Source organism: Pacificitalea manganoxidans, from assembly GCF_002504165.1.
Classification (GTDB): domain Bacteria; phylum Pseudomonadota; class Alphaproteobacteria; order Rhodobacterales; family Rhodobacteraceae; genus Pacificitalea; species Pacificitalea manganoxidans.
In genome coordinates, this window is sequence record NZ_CP021405.1 from 26497 (window position 1) to 51649 (window position 25153).

General features: G+C 67.1%; 20 protein-coding genes. 6 read left to right on the forward strand and 14 right to left on the reverse strand.

From position 1 onward, the window contains the following. Window positions 1-6 precede the first annotated feature (6 nt). Genes CBW24_RS15340 through CBW24_RS15350 form a run of 3 tightly spaced genes read left to right on the forward strand, consistent with a single transcriptional unit; the run spans window position 7 to window position 2868 of the window. Window positions 7-774 carry an ABC transporter ATP-binding protein gene (locus CBW24_RS15340; protein ID WP_088664147.1) on the forward strand — a complete coding sequence of 256 codons (768 nt, stop codon included), beginning with the start codon at window positions 7-9 and terminating at the stop codon, window positions 772-774. Continuing rightward, on the forward strand, window positions 767-1615 hold the full coding sequence (locus CBW24_RS15345) for an ABC transporter permease (RefSeq protein ID WP_088664146.1): 849 nt from the start codon (window positions 767-769) through the stop codon (window positions 1613-1615). The genes CBW24_RS15340 and CBW24_RS15345 overlap by 8 nt, the downstream gene beginning before the upstream one ends. Continuing rightward, the gene (locus tag CBW24_RS15350; RefSeq protein WP_097374286.1) at window positions 1612-2868 is read left to right on the forward strand and encodes an FAD-dependent oxidoreductase; all 1257 of its coding nucleotides are present in this window, start codon (window positions 1612-1614) and stop codon (window positions 2866-2868) included. Before CBW24_RS15345 ends, CBW24_RS15350 begins: the two co-directional genes overlap by 4 nt. Before the next feature lie 442 nt (window positions 2869-3310). On the opposite strand, the gene CBW24_RS15355 is transcribed toward CBW24_RS15350, so the two are convergent. The 4 genes from CBW24_RS15355 to CBW24_RS15370 all read right to left on the reverse strand — a co-directional run bounded on the left by CBW24_RS15355 (window position 3311) and on the right by CBW24_RS15370 (window position 8157). Then, entirely contained in the window at window positions 3311-4954 is a 1644-nt protein-coding gene (locus CBW24_RS15355; RefSeq protein ID WP_097374287.1) for a winged helix-turn-helix domain-containing protein, read from the reverse strand. Between the two features lie 163 nt (window positions 4955-5117). Continuing rightward, the gene (locus CBW24_RS15360) at window positions 5118-6167 is read right to left on the reverse strand and encodes a TRAP transporter substrate-binding protein (protein WP_097374288.1); all 1050 of its coding nucleotides are present in this window, start codon (window positions 6165-6167) and stop codon (window positions 5118-5120) included. A 42-nt stretch (window positions 6168-6209) separates the two neighbouring features. Next, entirely contained in the window at window positions 6210-7511 is a 1302-nt protein-coding gene (locus CBW24_RS15365; protein ID WP_097374289.1) for a TRAP transporter large permease, read from the reverse strand. A gap of 4 nt (window positions 7512-7515) precedes the next feature. Further along, complete coding sequence (locus CBW24_RS15370) at window positions 7516-8157, reverse strand: TRAP transporter small permease (RefSeq protein WP_097374290.1); 642 nt, start codon at window positions 8155-8157, stop codon at window positions 7516-7518. Between the two features lie 234 nt (window positions 8158-8391). Between CBW24_RS15370 and dgt the strand changes: the two genes are divergently transcribed. Continuing rightward, window positions 8392-9738 carry a dGTP triphosphohydrolase gene (gene dgt, locus CBW24_RS15375; RefSeq protein WP_097374291.1) on the forward strand — a complete coding sequence of 449 codons (1347 nt, stop codon included), beginning with the start codon at window positions 8392-8394 and terminating at the stop codon, window positions 9736-9738. A gap of 39 nt (window positions 9739-9777) precedes the next feature. Here the strand turns inward: dgt and CBW24_RS15380 are convergent, their stop codons facing one another. The 3 genes from CBW24_RS15380 to CBW24_RS15390 all read right to left on the reverse strand — a co-directional run bounded on the left by CBW24_RS15380 (window position 9778) and on the right by CBW24_RS15390 (window position 14147). Continuing rightward, entirely contained in the window at window positions 9778-11787 is a 2010-nt protein-coding gene (locus CBW24_RS15380) for a glycosyltransferase (RefSeq protein WP_097374292.1), read from the reverse strand. A gap of 1 nt (window position 11788) precedes the next feature. Then, window positions 11789-13006: an HlyD family secretion protein gene (locus tag CBW24_RS15385; protein ID WP_088664138.1), complete on the reverse strand. Its 1218-nt coding sequence runs from the start codon at window positions 13004-13006 to the stop codon at window positions 11789-11791. 76 nt (window positions 13007-13082) lie between these two features. Next, complete coding sequence (locus CBW24_RS15390) at window positions 13083-14147, reverse strand: family 8 glycosyl hydrolase (protein ID WP_232530344.1); 1065 nt, start codon at window positions 14145-14147, stop codon at window positions 13083-13085. A gap of 172 nt (window positions 14148-14319) precedes the next feature. On the opposite strand from CBW24_RS15390, the gene CBW24_RS15395 reads away from it, so the two are divergent. Then, window positions 14320-15222: a PfkB family carbohydrate kinase gene (locus CBW24_RS15395; protein WP_157773245.1), complete on the forward strand. Its 903-nt coding sequence runs from the start codon at window positions 14320-14322 to the stop codon at window positions 15220-15222. 66 nt (window positions 15223-15288) lie between these two features. On the opposite strand, the gene CBW24_RS15400 is transcribed toward CBW24_RS15395, so the two are convergent. The 6 genes from CBW24_RS15400 to CBW24_RS15425 form a co-directional block, all read right to left on the reverse strand. Then, a complete protein-coding gene (locus CBW24_RS15400; protein WP_088664136.1) occupies window positions 15289-15987 on the reverse strand; it encodes a GntR family transcriptional regulator in 699 nt (232 codons plus the stop codon). Between the two features lie 144 nt (window positions 15988-16131). Then, window positions 16132-17220, reverse strand: a complete 1089-nt coding sequence (locus tag CBW24_RS15405; protein WP_097374294.1) for an isocitrate/isopropylmalate dehydrogenase family protein — start codon at window positions 17218-17220, stop codon at window positions 16132-16134. Further along, window positions 17220-18587, reverse strand: coding sequence for an MmgE/PrpD family protein (locus CBW24_RS15410; protein ID WP_097374295.1), 1368 nt, complete (start codon window positions 18585-18587; stop codon window positions 17220-17222). The genes CBW24_RS15405 and CBW24_RS15410 overlap by 1 nt, the downstream gene beginning before the upstream one ends. A gap of 44 nt (window positions 18588-18631) precedes the next feature. Next, a complete protein-coding gene (locus CBW24_RS15415) occupies window positions 18632-19750 on the reverse strand; it encodes an AbrB family protein (protein ID WP_097374296.1) in 1119 nt (372 codons plus the stop codon). A gap of 6 nt (window positions 19751-19756) precedes the next feature. Beyond that, window positions 19757-21199, reverse strand: a complete 1443-nt coding sequence (locus CBW24_RS15420) for an MmgE/PrpD family protein (RefSeq protein ID WP_088664132.1) — start codon at window positions 21197-21199, stop codon at window positions 19757-19759. A gap of 208 nt (window positions 21200-21407) precedes the next feature. After that, a complete protein-coding gene (locus CBW24_RS15425) occupies window positions 21408-22793 on the reverse strand; it encodes an MmgE/PrpD family protein (protein ID WP_097374297.1) in 1386 nt (461 codons plus the stop codon). A 204-nt stretch (window positions 22794-22997) separates the two neighbouring features. Between CBW24_RS15425 and CBW24_RS15430 the strand changes: the two genes are divergently transcribed. Continuing rightward, a complete protein-coding gene (locus CBW24_RS15430; protein ID WP_097374298.1) occupies window positions 22998-23762 on the forward strand; it encodes an SDR family NAD(P)-dependent oxidoreductase in 765 nt (254 codons plus the stop codon). 23 nt (window positions 23763-23785) lie between these two features. Here CBW24_RS15430 and CBW24_RS15435 read toward each other — a convergent pair whose 3' ends face one another. Then, window positions 23786-25153, reverse strand: coding sequence for an MmgE/PrpD family protein (locus CBW24_RS15435; protein WP_097374299.1), 1368 nt, complete (start codon window positions 25151-25153; stop codon window positions 23786-23788).

Below are 25153 nucleotides of genomic sequence, written 5' to 3' on the forward strand. Positions count from 1 at the left end.
CCCCACATGGAACTCAGACTCGAAGGGGTCTCGCATCACTATGGTGATGTCGAGGTCATCCGTAATATCGATCTCGCCATTCCCGAAGGCCGGATCGTCTGCATCGTCGGGCCTTCGGGCTGTGGCAAATCCACCCTGCTGCGGTTTCTGGGCGGGCTGGAGCGGCCTACCGTCGGGCGCGTCAGTCAGGTGGGCGAGCCGCCAGCGGATAGCATCAACCCGCTGACCTATGTGTTTCAGGACTTCGCCTTGCTGCCGTGGCGCACGGTGGAGGGCAACATTTCGCTGGTGCTGTCGGATCACGGTGTGCGCGGCGCGCGGGCCGAGGCGATCATCGCCGATGTGCTGGCCCGCACCAAGCTGAGCGATTTCCGCAAGGCCCTGCCCAAACAGTTGTCGGGCGGCATGAAACAGCGGGTGGCGATTGCCCGCGCGCTCGCGGTGAACCCCGCGGTTCTGCTGATGGACGAGCCGCTTTCGGCGCTGGACAGCCAGACCCGCGAATTGCTGATGGACGATCTGGTCGGGCTGTGGACCCGCGCGCCGTTCACTGCCGTCTACGTCACCCACAACCTCGCCGAAGCGGTGCGGCTGGGGCATCGCATCGTCGTGTTGTCCCGTCGCCCCGGCGAGATCTGCGAAATCGTCGAAATCGACACCCCGCTGAACGAGCGCAGGTCTGCCGACCCCGCGTTGGAGCGCACGCAAAATCACCTCTGGGCCCTGATGCGGGCCGAGGCCGAGGCCGCCGATATGGAGCTGGTCAATGACTGATATCACCGCGCATACCCCGCCCCGCGCTGCTGCGTCCGCGCCCGCGCCTTCCCCCGCCGCGCGCCCGGTCGAATTCCGTGGCGGCGGTTTCCGCCCCTCCTCCCCCCGGTGGGTCGGGCTGGCGGTTTTCGTGGCGCTGATCGCGTTTCTGGAATGGGGCACGCGGGTCGGGTTCATCTCGCCCCTGACCGTGCCGCGCCCGTCCGATGTGTTCCTGACCCTGTGGGATCTAGCGGCCTCTGGCGCGCTCTGGACCAATCTGGGGCCGTCGCTGATGCGGCTGCTGGTCGGCGGCACGCTGGGCGCGACGGTGGGCATCGCCGTCGGCGTGATGATCGGGCTGTTTTCGGTGGCCCGCGCCGGTCTGGTGCCGCTGGTCGCGGCGCTGTTCCCGATCCCGAAAATCGCGCTGTTGCCGCTTTTCGTGATCTGGTTCGGCATCGACGAGGCCTCGAAATACGCGCTGATCGCGTTTGGCACCTTTACGCCAACGGTCGTGGCGACCTATGGCGCGGTGGATAACGTCGACCGCTCGCTCATCCGCATGGGCCAGAGCTTTGGCCTGAAATGGACCACGGTGGTGCTGCGCATCGTGTTGCCAGGCGCGATGCCGGGCATCCTGTCGGGCCTGCGTGTCAGCCTTGCCATCGCGATCATCCTGCTGGTTGCCGCCGAAATGCTGGGCGCGGAGCACGGCATCGGGGCCTACATCCTGCAGGCGGGCTCGCTCTATGATCTGGAGCGTCTGTTCGCCGGTGTGACGATCCTGTCGCTTCTGGGCGTGATCCTGTCGGGGGCCGTCGGGATGATCGAGAAGCATCTGCTTGGGTGGCGCACATGAGCCGCAAGATCGAAAGCGAATACGATGTCATCGTGGCGGGGGGCGGCGCCGGTGGCGTCGGCGCCGCATTGGGCGCGGCCCGCGCCGGGGCCAAGGTCTGTCTGGTCGAGAAATATGGCTTTCTCGGCGGGGCGGCGACGACCTCGCAGGTGCTGGCCTATTGCGGGTTCTTTCAACAGGGCCGCGAACCGGTCAAGGCCGTGGGCGGCGCCGGGGATCTGGTGCTCGACGCGATGCGCGCCATCGGCATGGACGGCGCGGCGCATAATTCGGAAACGACCGGCAACTGGATCATCCTGCTGAACCCCGAAGGGCTGAAGCTGGCGCTGGACCGGGTGCTGGCCGATCATGGTGTCGATGTGCTGCTGCATTCGCGCGTCGCCGCCGCCACCCGCACCGCCAGCCGGATCGAATCCGTCACCGTCGCAGGCATGGAGGGACGCCGCCGCATTGCCGCCGAAGGCTATGTCGATGCCACGGGTGATGCCAACCTGTCGCTGGTGGCCGGGGTCACCATGCGCGAGGGCGACGATCAAGGCCGGTTGCAGGCCGTCTCCGCCCCCATCCGCATCGGCGGGCTGGACCCGAACGTGCCGTTCGACCGCGACGCGATCCGCGCGGCGATCCAGCGCTACAATGTGGACGGGGCGTTTCCCATTACCCGCGACGATGGCGGCATCTACACCCGCATTCCCGGCACCGGCGATATGTGGTGGATGATCATCGACCTGCCACTGAGCGATCTGGGCTCCGGCGCGTTCACATGGGCGGAGCAGCGCGCGCGGGCCATGGCGCATGACTATGTGGAGATGCTGCGCCAGCATGTGCCGGGATTCGAGCGCTGCTATCTGGCACAGACCGGGCCGCAGATCGGCATCCGCGAAAGCCGCCACCCGGCAACCCGCTACGAGGTGACGGGCCATGACCTGACCTCCGGGCGGCAACGTTCTGACAGCGTCGCCCGCGCCGCGTGGCCGGCGGAGTTGCATGGCGAGGCGGGCAAGCCCGTCTATCATTCCGTGGGCGGGCCGGGCTATGCCTCCGTCCCGCTCGACAGTTTGCGGGTGCGCGGGCTTGATAACCTGTGGCTTGCGGGCCGGGTCGTGGGCGCCGATCCCTTTGCCTATGGCTCGCTGCGGGTGATGGGCACGGCCTTCGCCACGGGGGAGGCATCGGGCATCGCGGCGGCCTTGGGCGCCGAAGATGGCGAAACCGTCGGCGCGGAGGTGCGCCGTCTGGGCGGGCTGACCTGACCCGCAGGCAGCCCTGCCCGCGCCACGTAGTTGGCGGCGGTTTCGGGATCGGGCACCGTTGATGCATCCAGATAGGCGCGCACGATCTGCGCGTCTTCGGGGTGATCCGCATCGGCGGGGCGGGCAGCTGCCACGGTGGGATCGGTCATGTGGCGGCTCCGGCAGCGCGGTTGCACCGCCCGGCCTGAGACGCACGGGTTCAAATGGCGGATGGGGGTCTGGCGCAGGCAAGGCTGGCGCCGCCACATGCCCCCACGCCCAGCCAATGGCGAGGTGGGGAGCATGTGAGATACGCTATTTCCGGACACGCGCCCCACGTCTGGAAGCCGTAGCCCCATGGCATGACACTAAACCGGACACTCGTGACTGAACGCGCATTCTTTAGCGCCAAATCGTTGCAGAATTATTTGAAAATTGCGAAATCGGGCGGAAATATGGCTTTTTACCACCCTGCGCCAGAGCCACGCATCACAGCTTCAACTTCAGGTGGCACATGGTCGGTGCCATGACGGGCCACGATCAGCTCATAGGGCCGGGCGAGCAGTCGGCGCTGGTGCAACGATTCGTTGAACAGCCGGACGGAGGCGAAGGTGACATTGCGCAGCAGCGCCGAAATCTGGACCGGGGTCATCGCCTCGATAAAGCGGGCCAGCGCGTCATGCGGTTGCAGATCAGCAGGCGGCGTATAGTAAAGCGAGAACAGGACAAGGTTGCGCGGATCGCGGGTGAACAGATCCCGGATCAGCGTCATGTCCTCCCCCCGCGCGCCGCCGCGCACGGCCAGCGCCTGACAGATCATCACCAGCGTATAGAGATGGAATTGCCCGCCAGAGCCGGTGAACCCAAGCGCCTTGCGGAAATGGGCAAGACCCCGGTCGGCATCGCCGTTCCACATATGCATCTGCCCCATCAGCGCGCAGGCCGCGCCAAAGGCCGTCGCCTCGTCAAAGGCGCGGGACGCGATGGCAAAGGCCTCGGGCCGGGCATCGGTTTCACAAAACCACAGGATCTTGGCCGCGGTCATGGTCTGGATCGGGTTGTCGCGCAGACCGGGCAACGCGCGCCGCACCAGCGAAGACATTTCGGCCATGTCTTGCGCGCGGGGGTCGCCCTCGGACAGCACCTCGATCCCGTTAATGATGTATTTGGTGTGCAGCGCCGTCGCGAGTAGCAACTGATTGCGGGGGCAATCGGGGTTGCTCTTCAGCAATCCGCGCAGGCGGGTTTCATTCTCGCGCCATGTGTATTCGGGGCGGCCCACGGCCTCGGCGGCCCGGTGCAGGGCGACGGCGGTTGGCACATCGGCCAGTTCCCGGTTCCATTCCTCCGACAGCCGCTCCCACAGCTTTTGCTGGGCGGTTTCGGCGCAACTGCGGGCAAAGGCGCGCAGGGCGGGGTCGGCGGGATCGTCAGTGCCGGTGCTGTGGCGACCCAGCAAAATACCTTCGTCCTGCCCAATCCGATGCAGCAGCACGGCCACGGCGAGCCGGTCGTCGATCTCCAGAAACGACATATCAAGCCGGAACACCCCGTCGGGCACGTCAAAGCTGCGGCGCGAGCGCAGGTTCACGGTGCCATAGGGCGCGGCGGGCGGCTCTGCGAAGACCGTTATCAGATCCTCGCGCAGCGCATCGCAGACGCTGCGCGCCGCGGCGGCAAATCGGGTGCAATCGTCCAGCCCCGTGACCGGCCCCATCACGATCGGGCCGCGTCCCGGTCCGGCATCGGCGGCGGCGTCCGCGCGGGCGTCAGGCGTGGCATCGGCATGCGCCGCGCTTTCGCCGATCCATTCATAGCCCTGCCCGTAATGGGTCTGGATATATTGCGGCGCATGCGCGCTGTCGCGCAGCTTCCGGCGCAGGCGGTTCACGAGATAGTCGATATTGCGGTCGTTCTTTTCCGACCCCTCCCCCGAAATCGCGTCCAGCAGCATGTCCCGGCTCAGGACCACGCGGTGATGGCTGTGCAGATAGGCCAGAAGTCGCCGTTCGGAGCGGGTGAACCGGATCACGGCACCGGACCCGTCGGTTGCGCTGCTGAAACCGGCGTCGAATACCAGCGGTCCGATAGGTTTGAATTCGGTCAAGACAAGGCTCGCAACTCTGAAACGGTGCCCGCATCATATGGATTTCGCGGACAAGTTCCAGTTCGCGCTGCGCGGGAATGTGCAGGGGCTTTCCGTGCCGGGGGCACGAGTGCGCAAGCGGGGGCGGCGCATTCCGGCGCGCCGCCCCGCGATGGAGGCGTGCTTAGCGCGCCGCATCCTCATATTCGGCGTCGAGTTCGGTTTCGCAGGTGGCGACGGCCTGGGTTGCGGCGTCGATCCAGTCGCGGCCAAACTGCTCCTCATACCATGTCCAGACCGGCTGCGCGGCGTCCTGAAACGCGGCTTTTTCCTCGGGTGTCGGGCTGTAGACCTCCCCCCCCGCGGCGCGGAACGTGTCAAATGCTTCGACGGATTTCAGCTTTGGCAGTTGCCGGGCGGTCCATTTCAATTCCTGAAACCCGTCATAGACGATGCGTTTCTGGGCGTCGTCGAGTGCTTGGAACGTGCCTTCGTTGATCCACCACAGCGCGCCCATATAGGCGTGACCGTCTAGGATGATGTATTTCAGATGATCCTCGAACCCCATGCCCACGATATCGGTGATGCCGTTCTTGGTGCCCTCGACCACCCCGGTGCCGAGCGAGGTGTAGACCTCCGGCCATGCGATGGGGGTGGGCGATCCGCCAAGCGCCTCGACCAGTTGCACCTGCACATCGGCGGCAATGGTGCGCAGCTTCAGCCCGGCGACGTCAGCGGGGGTCTTTACCTGTTTGTCGGTGGTCGCGATGTTGCGCCAGCCGCCGGTATTCGACATGGCCATCAGCCGCACCGCGCCGACATCGGTCAGCACCGCGTCGCGCAGTTGCGCCTTGAGCGGGCCGTCGAACACGCATTCGGCCACGCGGTCATTAGGGAACAGATAGGGCAGGTCCAGAAACTGCGCCGGGGGATACCAGCCCGCGAGCCCGCCATTGGTGGTCATGAAAATGTCGAGCCGCCCGTCCAGCAGCGCCTCGGAACATTCGTCGGCATTGGAACAGAACCGCCCGTTGGGGTAGATCTCGACCGACAGCGCACCGTTCGAGGCGCTTTCGACGTGGTTCTTGAACACTTGGCTGCCAGCGAAATCCTCGTCCTCCTCCGGACCGAGGGTCGCGATCTTCAGCACGATGGGATCGTCCTGCGCCAGCGCGGGCGCGGTCAATGCGCTCCAGCCGAGCAGCGCGGCGGTCAGGGCGTGAAATCGGGTCATGGGGCATCCTCCTATCTGCGTCCCGCCTGATTTAGCGGCGTTTCATAACAATCCCATGATGCGCGGCAAAAACAACACCGGCGCGGGCCACAGCGTGATGACAAAGATCACCGCGATTTCCACCGCCAGAAACGGCAACAGCGCGCGGGCGATGGTCTCCACCCGCTCGCCGGAAATCGACGAGGCCGCGAACAGCACCAGTCCCATAGGCGGCGTCGCCAGCCCCACGGTGACATTGACGCACATGACGATGGCGAAATGCACCGGATCGACGCCCAGTTGATCGACATAGACCTCGCTCAGGATCGGGCCAAGGATCAGGATCGCCGGACCCGCGTCCAGAAACATCCCCACGATCAGCAGAAGGATGTTCAGCACGATCAATAGCAGCAACCGGTTCTGCGTCAGCCCCAGCATCAGATCGGCCAGCATCTGTGCCGCGCCGACCTGATCCGCGACCCAGCCAAAGGCTTTCGCCGCCCCGATCAGCAGCAAGATCACCCCCGAGGCCACCGCCGCGCGGGTGAACACCGCGCCCAATTCCGCCAGCCGAATTTCCCGCAGCACGAAGACCGCGACGACTAAGGCATAGGCCGCGGCGATGCCTGCGGCCTCGGTCGGGGTGAATAGGCCCGACAGGATGCCGCCCAACAGGATCACCGGCGTCAGCAAGGCCCAGATCGTGCGCCGCCCGGCTTGGCCCACTTCACGCAGGGTGGCGCGGCGGTTGGCAACGGGGAAGTCATAGCGCCGCGCATAAAGCCACGTCACGCCCATCAGCCCTGCGCCAATCATCAGCCCCGGCACGATGCCGCCCGCAAACAGCGCCGCTGGCGACACGCCCATGATGAACGCATAGATGATCATGATCCCCGAGGGCGGGATGATCGGCCCGATCACCGAACTGGCGGCGGTGACGGCGGCGGCAAAGCGGCGGGTGTAGCCCTGCCGCTCCATCTCCGGCACCAGCATCGAGCCAAGCGCCGAGGTGTCCGCCACAGCCGAGCCGGACAGCCCCGCAAACAGCACGGAACTCAGGATATTCACATGCGCCAGCCCGCCGCGCAGATGTCCGATCAGGGTCTGCGAAAACGCCACCAGCCGCCGGGTGATGCCGCCGGTATTCATCAATTCCCCCGCGAGGATGAACATCGGCAGCGCCATCAGCGGCACCGACGACATCCCCGACCAGATCTGACTGACGACGGAATTGAGATCGCGCGCGTCGAAGTCGCCGCCCAGATCCAGCACCATCACCAGCCCGGTCGCGCCGATCAGCCCGAACACCACCGGCACCGACAGCGCCAGCGCCAGCAGGAAGATCCACAAGAAAGCCACCTGCATCGCGCTACTCCCCCAATCCCTGCGACGGGGGCGTGCCCCGCGCGGGCGTATCGCCGCCCCGGCGCGGCAGCGGCGCGGCGCGCGTCGGGGCGATCAGGTGATCCAGCGTGCCAAGGATCTGTTCCAGCACCATCAGCAGCGTCAGCGACAGCATCACCGGCATGACGATGTAGACCCAGCGCCATTCGATGTTCAGCACCGGGATTTTGATCGGCGCGCGAAACGGACGGATGCTGGTCAAATCAATGCCCGTCAGCGCGCTCAGCCCGCGCCCCCATGCGCCCGGATCTATGCCCACCTTGCGCAATGTCAGATCCAGCCCGATGGTAAGGATCAGCGCCACGGCCAGATGCACCCCCAGCCGCAGCACCATTGCGGCGCGGGGCGGCAGCGCATCGGGCAGCATATCCAGCGCCACATTGGCGCGGCGGCGATAGGCCACCGGCGCGGCGAGAAAGGCCAGCGCAGGCAGCAGCACGAGGATCAGCTTTTCGGTCCACGGCGCCGACAGGCCGGTCAATCGCGCCGCCACGGTCAGGCAAACCACGACCAGCATCGCGGCGATGGTCAGCCCGCAGAGCGGAACCAGAACGGCCTCGATCCAGCGGTTGACGCGGGCCAGCGCGCGCCGCGCCGCGCCTAGCATCGCAGCGCCGGAAATGTGGCCGCATCTGCGGTCTCGCCTGCCGTGATCTGGTGCTGTCGCGTCATCGCCTGCTCTCCCCCCCCGGTCTGGCGCGGTGCTGCTCCGCGCCAAGGGTTAAGCGTGGCGTGTGCCGGTGGCAACCATTGCGGGCGCGCCCATGCGCGGCTTTGCAATCCCGGCTCGCCACGGCTAGGAAGACACCGCCCCTTTCGGCACCAGATGCGAGGTAGTTCAATGCAATGGCAGGCGCTTCTTGATGCCGGGCGGCTCGGCGATGCGGGCTATGTGGAGGGGCGCAGCCGGTCGATCTTTGTGCAGGATCACGACCGGATCGTGTTTTCCGCCCCGTTCCGACGGCTGGCCAACAAAACGCAGGTGCATCCGCTCTACGATCACGACCATATCCACCACCGGCTGATCCATTCGGTCGAGGTGGCAAGCGTCGGGCGCTCGCTGGCGATGCGCATCGGCCAATGGCTGATCGACCGGGGTGAGATCGCGGCGGGCGAGGAACACAGCCTTGCCAATGTGGTGCAGGCCGCCTGCGCCGCCCATGACATCGGCAATCCGCCCTTCGGGCATTCGGGGGAGGCCGCAATCGGCGGTTGGTTCGCGGAGCAGTTCGCGCAGGGCGGCGGTCTGATCGGCGATCTCGACCCCGCGCTACGGCCCGAATTCACAGCGTTCGAGGGCAACGCGCAGGGCTTTCGCATCCTGACCCGGCTTGAGATGTATCGCAACGCGGGCGGCATGCGCCTGTCGCACGCGGTGCTGGGCGCGTTCATGAAATACCCGGTCACCGCCGCCGCGCGGCTGGCCCTGCCGGAAACCGAGCGCAAAGCCTATGCGGGGCTAAAGAAATTCGGCCTCTTCGCATCCGAAGAGGCGCTGTTTGCCCGCGTGGCCGATGCCACCGGCCTGCCCGCCTGCGGCGATGCGCGTCGCGGCCGCTGGTGGCGGCGGCATCCGCTGGTGCTGGTGGTCGAGGCGGCAGACGACATTTGCTACAATATCGTCGATCTCGAAGACGCCTTTACCACCGGCGATCTGCCCTATGACGTGGTGCGCGAGGCGCTCGATGAATTGGCCGGTCGGCCCAATCGCGATGTCGCGGGCCTGACGCGGGTGGAGCATATCGCCCTGCTCCGCGCGCTGGCCATTGGCGCGGCGATCAACGCCTGCGTCGATGCGTTCGAGGCGCATTACGACGCGATCATGGCGGGCAGTTTCACCGGCTCGCTCATCGGTGCCTCGGCCCGGTCGGGGGAGTTCACGGGGATTGAGAACCTCGCGCGGGAGCGGATTTTCACCGCGCGCCGCAAGACGGAGCTGGAGGTTTCGGGGCGGCAGGTGATCCGCAATGTGCTGGACGGGGCGCTGCCGGTATACGAGGAACTGGCGCGGCATGGCTGGCAACCCGGCGCGCTGTCGGACCCGTCCGAGCAGATCGCGCGCGCGCTGTCGCTCGACCTGCGTGGTGTGACGGATGCGGCGGGCGCGCTGCACGCGATGGCGGATTTCGTGTCTGGCATGACCGATCGCTACGCGCTGTCGGTGTCGCGGATGCTGTCGGGGACATAGGCCGCTGGGGCCCCGCACCCGCGCCACCGGGCCTGTCGTTCACCTCGGTTTCTTGGCCGGGGCGATCATCGACAGGCGGCGGAGGAAATCGCGGATCAGGTTCACCGGGCTGACCTCGCCCACGCCGGGCACGTTGTCTTCGGCATGGAACTTGACCAGCAGCGCCTCGCGCTCCGCATCGCCGGGCAGCAACTGAAGCCGCGCGATGTCGCGATCCACCGCGATCACATAGGCCTCGACCGGGCCGACATTGGGGATTTCGACCACCCCGCGATCACCGATGGATAGTTTCTGGCCACGGACCTTGACCGTGTCGCGGGTCAGCGAGGTGATCCAGATATGCCGGTCGCCGCCGCCTCCGGCCAGATGCATCAGCGCCAGTTCAGGCTCATCCGCGATATGCTGCTCGCGGCGCGGCAGCTCGACACAGGCCAACATCGTCACCGCCAGAACCAGCAGGTTGTAGACCGTCCAGAACAGCACCACCGCCTTGCCATCCCCGGCGTCGTAGAATGCGAATCTGTCGCTGAAAATGCCGATCACCAGACCCAGCACCGTCAGCGCGAACAGGATCAGAAACGGGCGCATCATGGTCCATTGGATCACGATTTTGCTGCGGTCGCCGCCCTTGGCCGTAACCGAAAACGGATGCCCATGCGGCTTGAGCAGCCCGGTAAACGCCGCGCGGGTGATGGGCAGGGCACCGACCGTCTGGCTGACGTCGTGAAAGACGGGCACCAGCAGCCCCTTTGACAGCAGGTTCTGGGTGGAGATCGTCCAGAAGTAATAGACCGCGAAGTAGCTGATGACGTCCGGCACGGCGGCATTGACCACCGTAATATTCGCAAACCAGTAGAGCAGCGGAAAGGTCAGCGCGGCGAGGCGAAACACAAAGGACGACGACCAGTAAAGCACGGAGTCGATCACGCTCCAGCGGTCCCGCAGGCGCAGGCCATTGCGCCCGAACGGCCCCAGACGGGAACGGGCGATTTGCATCAGCCCCAGACACCAGCGCGCGCGCTGGGTGACATATTCCTTCAGCCCTTCGGGGGCGAGCCCTTCGGTCAGCGCTTCGTTCAGGTAGACGGTTGTCCAGCCCCGTTCCTGCAACGCCATCGTCAGCATGAAATCTTCGGTCACGCTTTCGGTCGGAAACCCGCCGAGTTCCTGCAACGCCGACCACCGCGCCACCGACGACGTGCCACAGCATATCGCCAGCCCCCACGCATCCCGGCTGGCCTGCATGTGATCGAAGAAGAACCGCTGCTCATCCGGGTAGGAGCGGCTGAGCCCCAGATTATGCTGGATGGGATCGGGATTGAAGAAATGCTGCGGCGTTTGCACCAGCCCGACGCGCGGGTCATGGAACAGCGCCAGCGACCGCGACAGAAACCCGCGATGCGGCACGAAATCGGCGTCCAGCACCGCGATGAATTCGGGGCTTACCGGGTCTTCGGCCAGCCGTTGCAGCGCGTGGTTGATATTGCCTGCTTTCGACCCTTTGTTATCAGGGCGGATCATGTAGCGGACGCTTTGCTCCGCGCAGTAATCGCGCAGCCAGTCCCGGCGGCCATCGTCCAGAACGATCACTTCTTTATTGGCGTAGCGCAGGGTCCGGGCCCCGACGATGGTGCGCTCCAGAACCTCGATGTCCTCGTTATAGGTCGCGATCAGGATTGCGACGCGGGGATCGGGCGTGCCGGGGCGTGCGCGCACCCACCAGCGCAGATTGGCGTCGGCCTCGTCGCTGCGCGAAATGAAGCGTGACATCAGGACGAACGCGCTGATCGAGCCGAGCAACGCGACCATCTCGATGATCAACAACGAGCCGGAGGCGAGGAAATCGATGGTGAACCCCGGCGGTGCCAGGGTCTCGGTCGCGCGCCACCACGCATACCGCAGTCCCAGCAGCCCCGCGATCGCGAACAATCCGGCGCGGTGCCAGCTTTTCTGTGGGTCGACGAAATAGGGCAGCACCATCATGGCGCCGAACACCAGCAACAGCTGCACGAGGCTCGATTCGAATTCCGTCAGATGAAGAAGCAGCATGTCAGCGCCACAGCCCGCGCAGCCAGTCGAGCGGCCGCGCCTCGAAGAACGCGCGCCCGGTGCGACCGATGGCACAGCCCAGTTCCGGATCATCGCGCAGGGTCGGGATCAGCAGCGTCACGTCATAGCGTTCCAGATGCTTGGCGCTCGGCGCGATGGCGAGGTTGCGATACACCGTTTCCGCCCCTGCCCCGGCCAGCCGTGACACCGTGCCCTGAAACACCTCATCGGAGCCAGAGGGCCGGTAGCTGGCAGGCGCGCCGATGCTAAGCCGGTTATAGGTGCTTTCCGTCACCGACAGCGACACCATGGCGGAGGAACAATCGACCAGCGTGATCAGCGGATCGCCGCGCTGGACGTTTTCGCCCGGCGCTGCGCGCAATTCCCACACAACGCCCATGACCGGGCTCGACACCGCCGTGCCGCTCAGCCGGTTGACGCGGATGCGCTCCTGCTCGACCCGCACGGTATAGGCATGCAGGCGGCTTTCTGCGGCGGCAAGGTCGGTTTCCAGATCGGCGGCGACGCTTTGCAATTCCGCCAGCCGCTGCCCGGCATTGGGCGCATCGTTATAGCCATCGCCCAGAAACACCCCGTTGCGGGCGGTGGCGAGCGCATTTTCCACCAGCTTCACCCGCTCTTCCGCATGATCGAGCGCCAGAGCGTAGGTCACCGGCTCGGCTGGCAGCGCGTCGGAGCGGTCGTCGAGCACGCGGTTCAGTTGCAGATCGGTCAGCGCGGGATCGGCCTGCGCATCGCCGGTGTCGGGCACCACCGCATCGGGGGCCAGATCCATATCCCGCAGCAGCGCGAGCCGCGATTGCGCATGGTCCAGCCGGATCTCCAATTCCGCCACGCGTCGCTCGCGGAAGGTCTCGGCCCGCGCGCGAAGGCCGTCCATCACGTCGGCATTGGCGGTGATCGCGCGTTCCAGCCGCGCAACCTCGGCCCGGGCAAGGCTTTGCTCCATGATAAGATCGTTGCGGCGGATGTTGTCGGCAAGCGGATCGCTGATCGCGCCCAGCCGTTCGCCCTCGTCGACCCGAGAGCCCAACACGACCGCAGGCAAATCGACATCCCCCGCCACGGGCGCCCGGACCGTGGTCAGCCGCGCATTGACGAAAGCGTTGGCACTGGCCGATGACAGCTGTTCGCCGATGATGACCCACAAAGCGAAGACAAACAAAGCCAGGCCGAGTCCGAGACGGATAAAACGCATGTTGCCCCCAACATTGATGGTTTTGTTCGTGCTATAGGGACAATGCGGCGAAAATTTGATTTTTATCCGGTGAGACTCAGCCGGTTTCGCGCGCGGCCACCGTGGCCAGCAGATCGAGCGTTGCCGGATAGTACGGCTGCCCGTCGCCGCCTGCGCCGTCCCTGAGCGGCCCCAGTGCCGCGCGCTGTGGCCCGTCCAGCAGCGGCAGCCACAGCGCCCGGTAGCCCGCGTAGTCGCTGGTTTCCGACAGACGACCCGCCTCATCCAGCCGCACGGGAACATGGCCCGCAGGCAGATCGCCCGCCACCTGCGCGAAAAGCGCGCGCGCCCGCGCCACCGCTGGATGCCCGCCCCGCCCGGACCACAGCAGATAAAGCGGGATGCGCAGCGCGTCATAGCCCAGATGCCAATGATAGCCCGGTGCAGGCCCGGCCCCGGTGACGGTGACGCGGGTCCAGTCCGGCAAACGCCCCTGCCCCGCCAATTCCGCCAACAGGGATTCGCCGTGATCCGCGGCGCGGATCAGCACCGGCAGCCCTGCGGCCTCGCCCAGTTCACGCAGCGCGCGGCTCAGGTAATAGGACGGGTTGACCAGCACGCCCTCCTCGGGCGGGGCCAGCCCCTCGGGCGCGGCGCGCGGCATCAGCAGCGGCTCCGCCGGCGCGCGGGGATCGCCGGTCAGGGCATGGATCGACAGATCGCGGGCGATCCGCACCGCTGCCTCCCGGTGCCAGCCCCGCCCCGAATCCCGCGCCGCGCGCAGCAGGGCCCAGCCCCGGATCAGATCACCATCGGTGGCGGTGCGGGCATCGGGCACGGCTGGCTGTGCCTGCGGTTGCCAGCGCCAGCCCATCAGGCTGTTGCCGCGCACCAGCAGGTGGTCGCGGGTCCAGGCCTCGATCCGCTCGAACGCTTCGTGATCGCCCTGTGCCTGCGCCAGCAGCAGCCCATAGGCCTGCCCTTCGCTATGGCTGGCCTCGCCCTGCAACGCATCGACCACCCGGCCTTCGGGGCGCAGAAACCGGGCTTTCCATCGCTGCCAATCGGGGGCGTCGGGGCGCGCGGCGCGCAACGTCAGGGGCGTCAGCCCCGCCACCCCCGCCATCACCGCGCCGCTCAGCATCCGCCGCCGTCCGATCATTCTGCCTCCGGTATCCGTGGTGCGGGGCCATGTCCCGCCGCGCGCCGATCTGCGCCGCGCTGTCACCATGCCGCGCCCCGCGCCTGGTGCAAAGCGGCGATCGTCGCAGGCTCTGGCCCCGGCGGGGCATTGCCGTTACGCAGACGCCGATCTGATCAAAGGAGCCCGCGCCATGTCCTCCCCCACTGCCAGTGTCGTCTGCGCCGGATTGGCCACTGTCGATATGCTGATGCATGTTCCCGACCCCATCATCGCCGGGGCGAAGCACCGCGCCCGCGACAGCGCCATCACCACCGGCGGCAGCGCGGCCAACGCCGCCGCCGCCGTGGCGCGGCTTGGCGGGCATGCATTGATCGCCGCCGTGATTGGGGATGACATGTTCGGGGATCTGCTCCGCGCCGACGTGGCCGCGATGGGGGCGGATGAGGCGCTGCTACAGGTGCGGCCCGGCCTGCCCACGCCGCGCTCGGCGGTGCTGATCGATGCGGCGGGGGAGCGCACCATCGTCAATCACCGAGCGGCTGATTTGCACAGGGGCGGGCTGCTGCTGGCCGATCCGTTCCCCTATCGCGCCGCGCTGTGCGACACGCGCTGGCCCGAAGGCGCGGCGGATCTGATGCGCGCGGCGCGCGCGGCCGGCGTGCCCGCCGTGATCGATGCCGAGGCCCCGGTGCGCCACGCCGAAACGGCCCTGCGGCTTGCTACCCATGTCGCGTTCTCGGAACAGGGGCTGGAGGATTTCGCCGGCGGGGTCGATGCAGCGGCGCTTGCGCGTGCGCAGGCCGAGCTGGGCGTATGGGTCTGCGTCACCCGGGGCGGGGCGCCGGTGCTGGTGCATGACGGCGCGGCGGTGTCCGAGATCGCGACCTTCCCCATCACCCCGGTCGATACGCTGGGCGCGGGCGATGTCTGGCACGGGGCCTTTGCGCTGGCCTTGGCCGAAGGCCGCGCGGAGCGTGAGGCCGTGCGCCGTGCCAATGCCGCCGCCGCGCTGAAAGCCGCCGCGCATGGCGGACGCCGGGCAATTCCGGATCTGCCGACGCTGGAGGCGTTTCTGGCGCAGCACCCGATCTGACCGGCGCGGTCAGTTGACAGCTGTCAACTTTTAAACGCGGGGAGGCCTGCGCCACCCGCGCGCGGGTCAGTCCTTGTCGGCCTGATCGTCCTCGGCGGCATCCAGCGCCGCCAGCATGCGCCGTTTGGCACGGTCCACATGATGCCAGCCCGCAAGATGGGCTGCATCGCCGTCGCCCCGGCCGAGCGCGGCGAGGATCTCCACATGTTCGGTGTTCGACACCGACAGCCCGCCCCCCTGGACAAGGCTTTTCGCGCGGAACAGGTGCAGCTTGCTGACCAGACGCCGGTATTCGGCATGCATGGTCTCGTTCTGCGCGGCCTCCATGATGGTGGCGTGAAATTTCAGGTTCAGCGGATAATAGGCGTCGAAATCATTGGCATCGGCGGCGACCTGCATCGCATCGACCTGCGCGGTGAGGTTCGCCAGCAGCTTTTCCGTCATGCGTTCACAGACGAGCCGGGCGGCAAGCCCGAACAGCGTGCCGCGCACCTCATAGATTTCGCGCGCTTCATCCTCGGTCAATTGCCGGACAAAGACGCCGCGATTCCGGATCACGGTAACAAAGCCCTTGGCCTCCAACGAGCGCATCGCTTCGCGCAGCGGGCCGCGGCTTGTGCCGAACCGCGTGGCAAGCTGAATTTCGTTCAGCCGTTCGCCGGGGGCCAGTTCGCCATTCACGATCAGGCGTTCAAGTTCGCGTTCCAGCGCACTGGTCAGAGACACCGTCTTGAGGATGGCGAGATCGCCGTTCTGGCTAGTCATGCTGTTCACGCTCCTGGCTGCGGCCCACCCGCGAAAGTTCAACGGGTTTAACGGTGCGGCCCCCTGACAGCAAGGCTGCTGCCGCCCCGCCCGGCCCCGGCGCGGTCGGACGCCGGGGCTTCGGGGCGGGGTGGCAGGGCATGATCACGCCGCGGCCGCGATGCCGCGCAGGATGCCCTCGACCATCGTAGCGGTATTACCGGTGCCGTTGATGTCGCCGGTGCGGCAGGCGGGATCGGCCAGCGCCGCGTCGATGCCCTGCCGCAGCAGATCCGCCGCCGCGACCGCCTGCGGCAGCTCATGCGCCCGGCCCAGATGATCCAGCAGCATCCGGGTGCTTTCGATCATTGCGTAGGGGTTGGCGATGCCTTGCCCCGCGATGTCGGGGGCGGATCCATGCGTCGCCTGTGCCATCGCCTTGGCCCCGCGCCCGATGCACAGACCCGGCGCCATGCCCAGCCCGCCGACCATGCCTGCGGCCTCGTCGGTCAGGATATCGCCGAACATGTTGGTGGTGACCACGGTGTCGAAGGCCCACGGATCGCGCAGCAGCCGCATGGCAAACGTGTCGACGATGCATTCATCGACCGTCACATCCGGGTAGTCGCGCGCCACCTCATAGGCGGTATCCACGAACATGCCGCAGCCCAGCTTGAACACGGTGTTCTTATGCACCAGCGTCAGACGCTTGTTCCGGCTGCGCGCCAGATCGAGCGCGGCGCGCACCACCTTGCGGCAGCCTTCGACCGTGATGACCCGGACCGAGATCGTCACATCCTCGGTCGGGCGGAATTCGCCCGAACCCGCGACCACGTTGCGGTCGGGCTGGAAGCCTTCGTTGTTCTCGCGCACGATCACCAGATCGATGTCGTCGAACAGGCAGCCGATATCGGGGTAGGAGCGGGTCGGGCGGACATTGGCGAACAGGTCGAAGTGCTTGCGCAGGATCGGGTGCGGATTGATCGCCTCCGGCACCTTGGGATAATCGCGATGGCCGATCGGGCCCAAGATCCAACCATCCAGCGCGTCGAGCGTGTCGAGCGTGCCGTTGGGCATGGTGTGGCCGTGGCTTTCCAGCGCGGCGGCCCCGATGGGCACCTGCGTCCAGTCGATCTGTAACCCGGCACGGTCGGCGGCGGCCTGCGCCACCTGCACCGAGGCGGGGACGATCTCGTGCCCGATATCGTCGCCGTTCAGCGCGCCGAGGCGCAGGGCACGGGGTCCGGCGCTCATCAGCTGGCCTCCGCACGGGCGGTCGCGGGGACCGAGGCGCGGGCGATGGCGGCGGGGTCGACGCTTTCGATCTTCCACGCATGCGCCAGCAGATCGCGGGCCAGATCGGCCCCCACGACAAGCGCCGCCTGATCGGTAAATTTCACCTCCAGCTGCTCGTCGGACAACGGACGTTCGAGCGAGCCAAGCGCGCGTTCGACGTATTTCTCCAACGTGCTGCCATCCTCGAAGGTCACGACGATCCGCACCGAGGCCTCGTGCATCGCCGGATCGGTTTCGGCCTGCACCTTGTCGCGCAGGGCGATGATCTCGGGCAGGCGCACCACTTCGTCGGTAAACGCCGTGGGCGCCCCGTCGCCCCGCAGCAGCGCGCAGGCGGCGGAATGATAGACCGAAAATTTGCCCTCCAGCCCGGTTTGCGGCGTGGTCTTGCCGGTCAGTTCCCGCACCAGCGGATGGGTGTATAGCTGCACGCCCGCAATCTGCGCCACGCGATCTGCGCCGATCTCCTCGCGGATCTGCTGGCAGCCGTCGATGGTGGGGTGGATGACGATACCGCAGGCATAGGGTTTATAGCTGTTCAGCGCCGCTTCCCAACGGCTGCCAAGCTCGCCCAGAACCTCGTCGTAATCCTGCTTCTCCGACGTGACATTGGCCCAGCCGCGCAGCGCTTCGATGCCTTGCAGCGAGCTGTCGTAACCGGCCTCGGCCAGCAGCGCGGCCTTCAGCCCGTTTTGTGCGGCGGCCCCGGGGTGGAAGCTTTTGGTCATGGTGCCGAACATCTCGCGCAGGCCCGCCGATTGGGTCGCGGCAAGGCTCAGCGCCCATTGCATCTGCTGCTGGCTCAGGCCCATCACCTTGCCGCACGCCGCCGCTGCGCCGAACACGCCCGCCGTGCCGGTGATGTGCCAGCCCCGGTCGTAGTGATGCGGGTAGACGGCATTGGCGAGCCGACATTCGACCTCCACCCCGACGATCAGCGCGGTCAGAAACGTGGTGCCGCTCATCTCGCGGTGTTCGGCCAGCGCCAGCAGCGCGGAGGCCACGGGCCCGGCGGGGTGCACGATGGTTTTCAGATGCGTGTCGTCATAGTCCAGCACATGGCTGGAGATGCCGTTGACCAACGCCGCGTGCAGCGGGTCCAGCCGTTCCGTCCGCCCCAGCACCGTCGCCTCGCGCGGGCCGGAAAACGGCGATACCGCCCGCAGCGCGGCATCGACGGTTTCGTGATCGGCCCCGCCCACCGCGCAGCCCAGCCAGTTGACGAAGGTGCGCACACCCTCGCGGCGCACCTCGGCGGGGATGTCGGCATCGGTCAGCGCCACGATCCACGCAGCCAGTTCGGCGGTCACTTTGCGGTCGGTCATCTGTTGGTCTTTCTTTTGTCAGGTCAGGCGTTTGTTGAGTGAAGTTACTGCGCGCGCGGACGGGCCAGCCTCCGCAGCAGGTTGTAGAGCCGGAACGCCGCCAGCACGGTCGAGCAGACCAGAAAGATCCGCATGACGTGAAAGGCGGTGACGATTTCGGCGTCGAGATGCATGGCTTTGGCGGTGATGACCATTTCGGTCACGGCGGCGGGGGCAAGAGCGAGGAAAGCGGTGGTCAGCGGCAATCCCGTCGCCAGCGCCAGCAACTCCGCCCCGGCAAATGCCGCGACGATCATGAACAGCGCCACGACGATCCCGGCCAGCGCCACGCGCGGCAGCGTCACCAGAACCTCGCGCCGGAACCGGGTGCCCAGCCACGCGCCGATCAGCAGTTGCGCCAGCACGATCAACAGCGGCGGAATGGTGATCCGCGCCAGCCCGCTGGCCCCTACGGCGATGCTCAGAAACATCGGGCCGATCAGCCACGGGTTCGGCAAAGGCGTGTGTTTCAGCAGCCAGACCGTGCCAAAGGCGGCAAGGATCAGCAGCGGCAGCAGCAGCAGGCTCGCATCGCCCGGAACCGGGGCGGGGGCGGTGCCGCCCTGCCCATAGCTGACCGCCAGCAACGGCACGATCGCCACGGTGCACGACACCCGCAGCGCATGGACGATAGCGACCGAGGCCGCATCCGCGCCCTTGTCCTTGGCCACGACCGCCATATCGGCGACGCCGCCTGCGGCGGTGGCGAAAAACGCGGTCGAGGGGCTGCACCCGGCAAGCGGACGAAACAGCATCGCGCCCAGCATGGTATAGGCCACGACATACACAGTGGCGCCCAGCATCGCGGGCGCCAGTGACAGGGTGGCCAGCAGGGTCGCGGGGGTAAAGCGCATGCCCACCGCCAGCCCGACCGCCATCTGGCCCAGCTCGCGGCCCAGTGGCACGGAGGCCAGCCGCACCCCAAGCGCGGAAATGACGCCGCAGGCAAAAAACGGGCCCAGCATCCACGGCAGGGGCATCCCCACCGCCGCGGCTGCGGCACCCGCCAGCAGCGCCACACCATAGGTCAGCGCCGCCCGCCGCCACCACAGCCCGTCCCGCCACCACGCACGAGGCGCGGCAGCGGCGGCTGGTGTGGCAGAAGGGCGGCGCGAGTCGGTCATCGCGGATCAGGCGCGCCGCAGCGCGCTCATCAGCTCATCAAGCGAGGATTGCGCCTCGAACCCGGACACCAGTTCCACCACCCGCTCGGCGCGGGACCGGTCCCAGCCTGCGAATTCGGCACATTCGTGGAACTTGCCCGCCACCTCGTCGAAGCTCATCGGATGGGCGGGGCTGCCCTTGCCGAAATCGGCCATGCCGGAAATGGTCCGCCCGTCCTTCAGCGTGATGTCGATATAGGTGGTCATCTTGTGATAACCGGCCTTCTCGGCGCGGTCGTCGATGACGAAATCGACGCGGCGCAGCATCTCCTGCACATCGGCGCGGTTGACCACTTCGTCGGTGAACTCGTTGAGCCCGCCGCGCCCTTCGATCAGCAGGATCGCCATGCAGAACTGCATCGAGAACTTGGCCTGCAACTCGTTCGTGGGGCGATGGTGGATCAGCGCGTTCGGCATGTTGGAATTGGTGCCGACGCGGACATGCTCGACCTGATCTGCGGTGATGTCGTTTTCACGGATCAGGCGCAGCATCTCGGTCATGCCGGGATGGGTGAGCGAGCCCGACGGATGCGGCTTGATCGACACGCCCGGCTCCTCGAAGGTCCACGGCGCGCCCAGCTTGCCGCGGATCGCACCGGCGTCATAGCCGCCGCCTGCCGCGCGGAAGAAGCCGCGCATCGCTTCCAGAATGTTCGGGCTGGCGGACCAGCCGTAGCCTGCCATTTCCACCGCGACGAGCCCGGATTCGGACGAACGCCCGGCATGGAACGGCTTGGTCATGGTGCCGAAATTCTCGCGCAGACCGGCAGACTGGCTGCCCGCGATGGACAGCGCGCGCAGCATCGCGTCATGGTCGAGCCCGTGCAGACGCCCGCCCGCGCTCGCCGCAGCGAACGTGCCGCAGGTCGCCGTGGCGTGGAAGCCGGTCTGGTAGTGGCGCGGATTGATCGCCTCGGCGATCTTGCACTCGACCTCGACGCCCAGATGATAGGCCAGCATCACATCGGCACCCGACGCGCCCGTGGCCTCGCCCGCCGCCAGCGCCGCCGGCAATGCCGGTGCGGTGGGGTGGGTCAGCAGCCCGTACACCCGGTCCGCCGCAACGGCCAGCTGCGTGTCATCGTAATCGTCGGCATGGATGCCCACACCGTTGGCGAATGCCGCAAACCGTGCCGCCACCTTGCGGTCAGAGCCGATCACGGTCGCCGGACCTTCGCCCAGATTGAGCGCATCCAGATGCTGCCGCACGATCCGCCCCGTTGCGGCGACGGAGCCCGACAGCGCAAGCCCGAGCCCATCGAGAATGGATTTCTTGCCATTCTCCACCACCACGGCGGGCAGGTCACTGACCTGCGTATTCAGGACAAAATTCGCCACCTCGGACGTGAGCCCCTCGCCCACCGTTTCCCAGGCCTGCGCCACGCTGTCATTGTCGACGATCTTGTTCATGCTGTCTTACTCCTCATCCAGCGTCACCGATTACGGCTCGTCACCTCTCCCGAGCAGGTAACGGAATCTTTTGTAGATTGTCAACAGTTAGCGAAATGTCTGCCGCTGGTTGTCGCAGTGTCTGCACCTGACCGCTGAGGGCCGCTGACCCGCCTCTCTCTGGCGCAAAAAACCAAGGCCCCGCCTGTCGCGGCGGGGCCTGCATGAGTCAGGCGCCAAGCCGCGCCAGCGGGCTGGCGTCAAACCGCGCATCGCTGTCAAAGATCGACGCGGCAAAGGATGACAACTCCGCCGCCGCCTCCCCGCGCCGCCCGGCAAAGCTGAGATTCGCGGCGGCCTTGTCGCGCAATTCGTCGCGGCTCAGCGGCTCTTTCACCCCGCCGCGCAATTGCGGCTGGCGTTCTTCGACGACAGTGCCATCGGTCAGTTCGGCGCGGATATGGCCGGTGTAGTTCAACGGGTATTCGTCATCGGGGTCGATGACGTAGGACACCTTCGCCGCCAGCGCGCGGGCTTCGGGGTCTTGCACCGCCGCTTCGGTGAATTCCGCCAGCCCCGCCCCGCCATGGATCAGCCCGGCGGCAATGGTGTAGGGCGAAGAGAACTTCGCCGCATAGGCCGTCGGCGGCGCCTGTTTCAGATCCAGCGGTTCCCACAGCCGATGCACCGTGCCCTCGCCCACATTGCAGGTCATGCGCACAATCTGATCGGGGGTGATGCCGCGGGCCTTCAGCCGCACCGCGCAGTCGATGAACGGCTGGGTCATGGTCCCGCAGGCATAGGGTTTGAACGCCACGTTGGCGGCCTCCCAGCGGGTGCCCAGATCGTCCAGCAGCGGCGCGAAATCCGGCGTGATCGACGGCGCGAAGGCCGCGTAAAGCCCATGCACGCCTTCGAACACCGTCTGCGGCCCGCGAAAGCCCGCCGCGCCCATCTGCGCCGCCCGCAACCCCGATTGCGCCGCCCAGCCCGCATGCATCCGCTTGGTCCAGCTGCCATCGGCAAGGTATTCGATGATGCCCGCCGCCATCGATGCGGCCACGCCCAGCGTGTCGCGGATCTGCTCAGGCGTCTGGCGCATTGCGGCAGCGACGCCCGCCGCCGCGCCCATCGTGCCCATGATCGCCGTCGGGTGGAATCCGGCCTTATGCGTGGCCTTGCCCGCGACCAGCCCCAGCCGGTTGCAGATCTCGGTCCCCACGACCAGACCCCGCGCCACGTCGCGCGCGGGCAGCGACAGCGCCTCGCCCGCTGCGAACAGCGCGGGCACGATCACCACGCCCGCATGCATCGGGCAGCCCTCGAACGTGTTGTCGTAATCCTCGCCATGGCCGCAGGTGCCGTTGATCAGCGCGGCGGCGGCGCTTTCGCGCCCTTCGGGCAGACCCCAGACGGTGCAATTTCCCGGCGTGGCAAAGGCCGTGCGCGCCGCGCGGCCATAATCGGTATCAAGCGCGGCAACCGACAGGCCCACGGTATCCAGCACCGTGTCCTCGGTCGCGCTGCGCGCGCGTGGGTCGATATCGTCGAGCGTCAGCCCGGCGATCCAGTTGGCAAGTGTGGCCGAAACCGTTGCGTTCGACTGATCGTTCATCTGCGTCATCCCTGATCTGACGGGCACGCCCGGCGCGGGGCTGGCCGCGGCGGCGCATCCGGCGCCGGTTGCCGACGCACTACACGAACCGGGGTCCTCCGCCCGGTGGGCGCAAACTTCCACTGCCCTGTCTGATTGTCAACATTTGACGATTCCGGGGCGAGCGGTCATATCTTGGCGCGCAACCAGCAGGGAGAACCGCAGATGACCGCCACCGGCACAGAGCTTCAGTCGCTTCATGGAAAGGTGGCGCTAGTCACTGGCGCATCGCGCAGGATCGGGCGCGCCACGGCGCTGGGACTGGCACGGCACGGCGCGGATGTGGTGATCACCGCCCGCTCCGCCCGCGATGAGATCGACGCCGTCGCCGCCGAGATTACCGCGATGGGGCGGCGCACCGCCGTGGTCATGGGCGATGTCGCGGACGAAGACGACGCCACCCGCATGGCAGCCGAGGCGAAATCGGCCTTCGGTCGGATCGACGTGCTGGTGAACAACGCGGCGATCCGGCGGCAGGTGCCGATGCTGGAAATGGGGCTGAAGGATTGGCGCGAGATCACGGGCGTCATCCTCGACGGCGCGTTTTTGATGAGCCGCGAGGTGCTGCGCGTCATGACCACGCAGGACACGGGCGGGACAATCGTCAATATCGGCGGGCTGACCGGCCATACCGGGGCCAAGAACCGTGCCCATGTCTGCGCCGCCAAGGCCGGGATCGTCGGGCTGACCAAGGCCGTGGCGGTGGAATTCGCGGATCGCGGCATCACCGCCAACTGCCTTGTGCCCGGCAAGATCGGCGGTCCTCGCTCGGCCACGTCCGGGGCCTCGCCCATCGAGACCAAGATCCCGCTGGGCCGCGAAGGCACGGTAGACGAAGCCGCCGCTATGGTGGTCGCGCTGTGCCTGCCGCAGGCGCGGTTCATGACCGGGCAGACGGTGCATGTGTCGGGGGGGCTTTACCTGCCCTGATACCGGATGGCGCGCGTGGCGGGCTATGCCGCCGGGCGCATCGCCGCGACCATCGCGTTCAGGTCAGGGGCCTGCCCGACCTCGCGCAGCGCGGCGATGAACCCATCCGCCCCGGTGCGGCCCAGAACCGGCCCCACCAGATCGCGGGCCTTGGCCTCCACCTCCGACGCGGACATCGGGTTTTCCGGCGTGCCCTGCACCGCGCGGGCATGATGGCGCAGCCGCCGCCCGTCGGTGCAATCGATCTCCACAATCGCCTGACGCGCCGGGACCGCATGCGTCAATTCCCGGCTCGGCACCGCGGTCATGCGCGCGCGCAACGCGAGCACAGCGGGGTCTTGCATCCGGGCATGGTCATGGCAGCTGGCAAAGCTCACCCCCCCATCGATCAGCGCAATCGCCAGCAGATGTTGCAGACAGATATCGGGCATGTCGCGGCCATCGACGATGGGCAGCCGGTCGTCGGGCATGATCGCGCGCAGCGCCGCCACATCGTCTGCCCCGATCCCGTGATCGGCGATCAGCGCCGTCACCGCGTCCAGCGCCGCTTGGATCGGCGATCCGACGCACCATTTCTTGATCGAGCCGCGCATGATTTCGAATTGCTGGCCCAGCCCATCGGTCAGCGCACCGGGATCGGCCCGCTCGGCAAAGGCCGACAGATAGGAATGCGGCCCCGTCAGCGCACCGTCGCAGCCGCTCGCGCCTGACGCCACGAAGAGCGCCGCGAACACACCGTTGCGGGCGCCCATTCCGCCAAAATCAAAGGCCTTCTCCACATGTTCATGGTCGCGCTGCCAATAGGCAATGCCCGACGCCTGTTGCGTGGCATAGGACAGCGCATGTTCGCAGTGCCGCGCATCCAGCCCCGCCAGCGTGGCGGCGGCGGCGGCGGCGCCGAAATTCGCGCCGAGGCAATGGGTCGAATGGGTGCCGGTGCGCGGCCCGCTATAGCCAAGCGCCAGCGTCGCCCGTGCGCCGACATCATAGCCCGCCGCGATCCCGCGCAGCAGGGCCGCGCCGGACAGGCCGCGATGCTCCGCCACCGCAAGCGCGGCAGGCACCACCGCGCAGCCGGGATGAAACCGCCCCGCCAGATGCGAATCGTCGGTTTCATCGGCATGGGCGGCCATCGCTCCCGCAAACGCGGCCTCCACCGGCGGCAGCCACAGCGCCGTGCCCGGCAGAGAGGCGCGGCCCTCTCCGGCCCCGGCGTAGCTCATGACATAGCTGCGCGCGCGAGTACCGGCCTTCAAAGCCTGCCCGCTGATCATGGCGGCGAGCGTGTCGAGCAGATGCAGGCGCGTTTTCTCGGCCACCTCTTCGGGCAGCGCGGCGGCGGCGGCCTGCGCCAGATGTTGCGCGACAATCGCGGTCGTGTCCTGCGTCAT